At 38.7% G+C, this 4787-nt stretch carries 5 protein-coding genes and 1 pseudogene; all 6 read left to right on the forward strand.

What is annotated here, in order from left to right; translation table 11 throughout:
• Positions 1–227 (forward strand): DNA cytosine methyltransferase (locus IM475_RS20595; RefSeq protein WP_287728953.1); only part of this gene is annotated, 227 nt, incomplete at its 5' end.
• A 3-nt stretch (positions 228–230) separates the two neighbouring features.
• The gene (locus IM475_RS20600) at positions 231–1301 is read left to right on the forward strand and encodes a HaeII family restriction endonuclease (RefSeq protein ID WP_287728954.1); all 1071 of its coding nucleotides are present in this window, start codon (positions 231–233) and stop codon (positions 1299–1301) included.
• Positions 1302–1892: 591 nt separating this feature from the next.
• Positions 1893–1958, forward strand: a pseudogene (locus IM475_RS23215) (4-Cys prefix domain-containing protein); the annotation flags it as partial.
• A 150-nt stretch (positions 1959–2108) separates the two neighbouring features.
• On the forward strand, positions 2109–2330 hold the full coding sequence (locus IM475_RS20605; RefSeq protein ID WP_502865871.1) for a hypothetical protein: 222 nt from the start codon (positions 2109–2111) through the stop codon (positions 2328–2330).
• Positions 2331–2358: 28 nt separating this feature from the next.
• The gene (locus IM475_RS20610; protein ID WP_287728955.1) at positions 2359–3591 is read left to right on the forward strand and encodes a ScyD/ScyE family protein; all 1233 of its coding nucleotides are present in this window, start codon (positions 2359–2361) and stop codon (positions 3589–3591) included.
• A 731-nt stretch (positions 3592–4322) separates the two neighbouring features.
• Positions 4323–4544, forward strand: a complete 222-nt coding sequence (locus IM475_RS20615; protein WP_287728956.1) for a hypothetical protein — start codon at positions 4323–4325, stop codon at positions 4542–4544.
• The last annotated feature ends 243 nt before the right edge of the window (positions 4545–4787 follow it).

Genomic DNA, 4787 nt, shown 5'->3' on the forward strand with positions numbered 1-4787 from the left:
CAGAAAGAGAAATGCTACGTTTACAAGGTTTTCCCGATGATTATCAAATTGTCGGCAGTTATCAAACTATGCGAAAATTAACGGGTAATAGTGTAGCGATTTCCTGCGTAGCTGCTGTGGTTAATTCTGTAATCGAGTCTTTGTTAGATATTGAGCAAGCATCAACTAATTCATTCTCGTTCAATCGAACTACTCAATTAAGTTTATTTTCGACTCAGGAGTTTTAGATAGTGGTAAGTATTCAAGACGCTAAAATGAGACTTGATAGCATTATTGCTAAAGCTAGAATTGACTTGTATAAGCCAATTCAAATTGCCGAAGTTCTTAGAAAATCTCGGTTAGAAAAAAATATCAAAGTTTTAGATTTAAAGACTTATCAAAATCAATCTATTCGTTGGCGAGATGAAGTAACAATAAGATTGCTTAATAAAGTTTCTACATCTTCTGCTAGATATCAACATGATGTATGGAGTACCACAGCAATGTCTCCTGAGTTACTGGAAATTCTTGATCGAGAAAATAAGCGAACATGGGGAGGTGTAGAACGTTATATTTATTTAAAATTTAGTGAAAGACAAGCTACTGTATCAAGTTTAATTGACTATATAGAAAGTCAAAATGAGAAAAGTTTTGATTTAAAATATTTATTAGATGAGTTTAGTGCTAAAGCAGGAATCCGCAGAAGTATAGACAAAGCATACGAGATTATAGCTTATAGTTTATTTGAAACCATTGTAGTATCTCTGGAGGCAGAGATCACAATGTCTATACCTTCAATCAAACAAGATTTATTAAACGATTTTTCTGATTTAGCTAAAGCCTTACTTGGTTTAGATAAGAACCAAAATAAGCGAGTATTTAAGGCTCATATTTATAGAGTAGGAGTGACGAATGCAGCCGATAGGGGCTTAGATATGTGGGCAAATTTTGGCATAGCTATTCAAATAAAACATTTAACCCTTGATGAAGAAATAGCTCAAAATATTATCGATAAAGTAGAAAGCGATCATATAGTTATTGTTTGCCGTGATGCTCATGCTGATGTCATCAAAATTATAGCTCAACAAATCAGTTGGGGACAAAGAGTGCGCGGCATAATACTTGAATCGGAGCTAATTAATTGGTATAACAGATGTTTGCGAGGTGAATTTTCTAATTTGTTGGCCAAACCTTTACTTCAGTATATAAGTGATAACTTTAGAAAAGAATTTCCTCAGTCTATTGCTTTAATAGATTTTTTAGAGGAAAGAAAGTATTTGAAGTTAAAAATAAGAGACGATGATATTTGGGCTATTGGTTAGATTACTAAAAATGGTAATTAAGTCAAGAAAACAAAAACTATCAAAAAGTCCCTCCTGTCTCCTGCTGTCAACCCATTGATTAGGATTTTTCTTAGCCAAAACTTTTTTGGCATCGGTCAAAGATTTTAGGCAAGGATGTGGAACGCTTCAGCTGATTGGGTGTAACAGAAAATTGCTGTCGATTTTACAATCTAAGACTTTAAATCGAAATCTATTGCCCTATTTTAGCTGAAACTATTTTTATCGGTATTTTCAACCAATTATCAGAGAAAATTTGCCCACTAGAGTCGCCCTAGCTTGCTTTATTTTTCTATAATACTAAATCTGGTTATTAAGTAGGTAGGCGTTAAAAGTTGTCAGATCCCCCCGCCTATCGGCACCCCCCTTATTAAGGGGGGATCAAGGGGGGATTAAAGGCAAAATCCATTTTTAATTTAATTATAACCAGCTACTTAAAGACTGATTATTTATTCCCCTTTTTGCATGAGTGCATGAGCAGAAAACGGGTTTCTCCGAGAAACCCGTTTTCTGTGCGTTACTCAACGGATTTAGTATAATAGGGGTTAATCTTCCCATACTTGTCAAACGGCTATGAGTCTCTGTCTCAATCCCGATTGTTCGCACAAAAACACCCCCACGGATAAATTCTGTCATAAGATAGAGCCTCGTAGGTTGGGTGAAACGAAACAATACTGGGTCGAAAATGGCTTAATTCAACTGAAAAAGCGAAACCCAATCACCCCAAAGGTTACTCTTGGTTGGGTTTCCTTGCGTCAACCCAACCTACAATAATTGCTACTCTACTTTTTGCCGCAAACCCTAACTAAGCGCAAGATAGCTGGTGGTTCTCGCTCCTTCAGTGGCTTTGTCGATACTGCTCGTTTGTTGACTGTGATTCAGTCTTGTCGCGCCCAAGGCCGTTCGATTTTAACTTTCTTCCGTCAGGCTTTGGCCTCTGTCCATCACCCCTTGAATAGGGTTGTCTCTCTTATCCCCACTGCTGATTTTTCTCTCTTTGTCAACCCCTAGACCTGAATATTTACGGAAAAATTAATCAATGCTCAAAAAATTATTGACAGTTGCTGTAGGAACAGCCTTAACGATATTTGGAGTTGGCGGCCCCTTACAGGCGGCTAACTTACAAATAATCGCCAGTGGACTTGAAAGTCCACGAGGTCTCACCTTTGGTCCCGATGGAGCCTTATATGTTACAGAAGCAGGTAGAGGCGGCGCAGGCCCCTGTATTCCTGCACCGGGAGCCGGACCTAACGGACCAGTAGTTTGTTATGGTAACACTGGTGCGATAACCCGCATTAAAAATGGTACAGCCGAACGCATTGTTACAGGTCTTCCGTCTATTGCTTTACCAATTCCAGAATTCTCTACTGCTATTGATGCGACCGGAATCCATGATATACAATTTGACTCCACTGGAAGAGCTTATGCCATTTTTGGTTTGGGGTCTTCTCCAGAACAACGGGATCAAGTGCTTAATGTTCCTCAATTTGGACAACTGGTCGCCATTGATAATCTCAATGGACAAGTTTCTCTGACAACGTTAGCAGACCTAGCTGAGTATGAAGGGTTGTTTAATCCCGATAATAATAATTCGGGCTTTTTTAATCCCTATAACGATGGCATTGATAGCAATCCCTATGCTTTTTTAATTAAAGATGACACTGCTTATATCGTCGATGCGGCCGGGAACACTTTTTTTAAAGCTAAAACTGATGGTAGCGAACTTACTCTGTTGTCTATCTTTCCTGAACGTCCGATAACTGACCCCTTTACTGGACAAACCATTGCCATGCAATCAGTTCCTACCAGTGTGGCTATTGGGCCTGATGGAGCTTTTTATATCTCAGAATTGACGGGATTTCCTTCTCCAGAAAATGCGGCACGTATTTTTCGCTTGGGGACTGATAATAAACCAGAAGTGTATGCTGATGGCTTCACCCAAATAATTGATATTGCCTTTGATAATCAAGGAGGCTTGTATGTCCTGGAATATGCTACTAGCTCATTATATTTTGATATTAGTCCAGGTCTTTTAAGCTACATAGATCCCAAGGGAAATCGCAAAGCAATCATCAGTGATGGACTACTTTTCCCGACGGCTTTAACAATTGGTCCTGATGGTGATATCTATATCTCTAATCTAGGTTACATTCCCGGACAAGGTCAAGTTGTGCGTGTTCAGGTTTCAGTCCCCGAACCTAGTTCTATAACAGGACTGCTAATTTTTGGCATTTTTGGTGGAGTTTCATTGCTGTTACGCCAACGGAAATAATTAATTTAGCCAGGAAGAAATAAATATAGCTATTTTTTCTCAAAATAGTTATTAAATTGCTTGACGAAAACAACAGCTTGTCGGTTGGGTTGAGCGATTTAATGCTTGGGACAAAACGGATCGCGGTAATGGTTTGAGGGAAACCCAACATTCTTCAAGACATCGGTGCAGTTGGGTTTCCCTCAAGCGTCGCTAATATTTGACAGACAAGAGTTATTATTGCTCAACCCAACCTACGGCTAACTGCTTACGTTAAAAAGAAATAAATATAACTATTTTTTCTCCCACATCCAGCAGGTTATTTTGAATATTTTTTATTTAACCTAACCTAGTTATAGAAAGGCTTACAGCTATTTAAGTATTTTTGTCTAAATCTCTCATGGGGGAGATATTGGATGAATTGATACTCCTCTCAATAGCTTAGTCGGACTTGAACCCAAATATACTGCCAAATCATTTATAGACAACAGAAAAGCCTGAAATATTTACCTCGCAATGGTTTTCGTTGTTTTTCAATAAATGAAATTTCGACAAAATAATCTGCTGGGAGTTGCTTGTTAAGTATATATACTTACGTCATCAAGTGCTGAATGTGGGTTTCTCAAAATAATTATCAAATTGCTTGACGAAAACAAGGGGAATCTGCAACTATATGAAAAGTCAGTTACTGGTCGGATTTTACCAAACTGACTTTAATCAATCCACTATCAACCTGACCCAGGAGAAAAAACATGGCTTCGATTAAAATTGACTCGGATTTACGACCCATCGGTTCTGAACTTTTCCTCGATTCAGAAAGCTATCTGGACGAACTCTCTGCTGACCAACAGATTAACAATATTGTGGGAGGAACTAAGCCTACCACTAATACTGGGATTTTCATCCGTCCTATTCTCCCTATTCTCCCTATCCTCCCTATACTCCCTATACTCCCTATCCGCCCTATCGTTTGATAGCGATTTGACGAATTGTTCCGTGTCTGAATCAAGGGCGAGTTTTTAACTCGCTCTACTTTTTTTTTGAGTGCGATCGCCGATCTTGTAGAGTCAGTTAACGTAGTGGACTGTTTCAGCTAAAATAGGGCAATAGCTCGAACAAGCAGAGGACATTTTAATGGGAAGAGGTCGGCGAGATAAAGTCAATCTAACAGGGGAACAAAGAGAAAACCTCGAACAAATCAGTCGTAATGGCTATGC

Origin of the sequence: Microcystis sp. M061S2 (assembly GCF_020245605.1) — a bacterium.
GTDB lineage: Bacteria > Cyanobacteriota > Cyanobacteriia > Cyanobacteriales > Microcystaceae > Microcystis.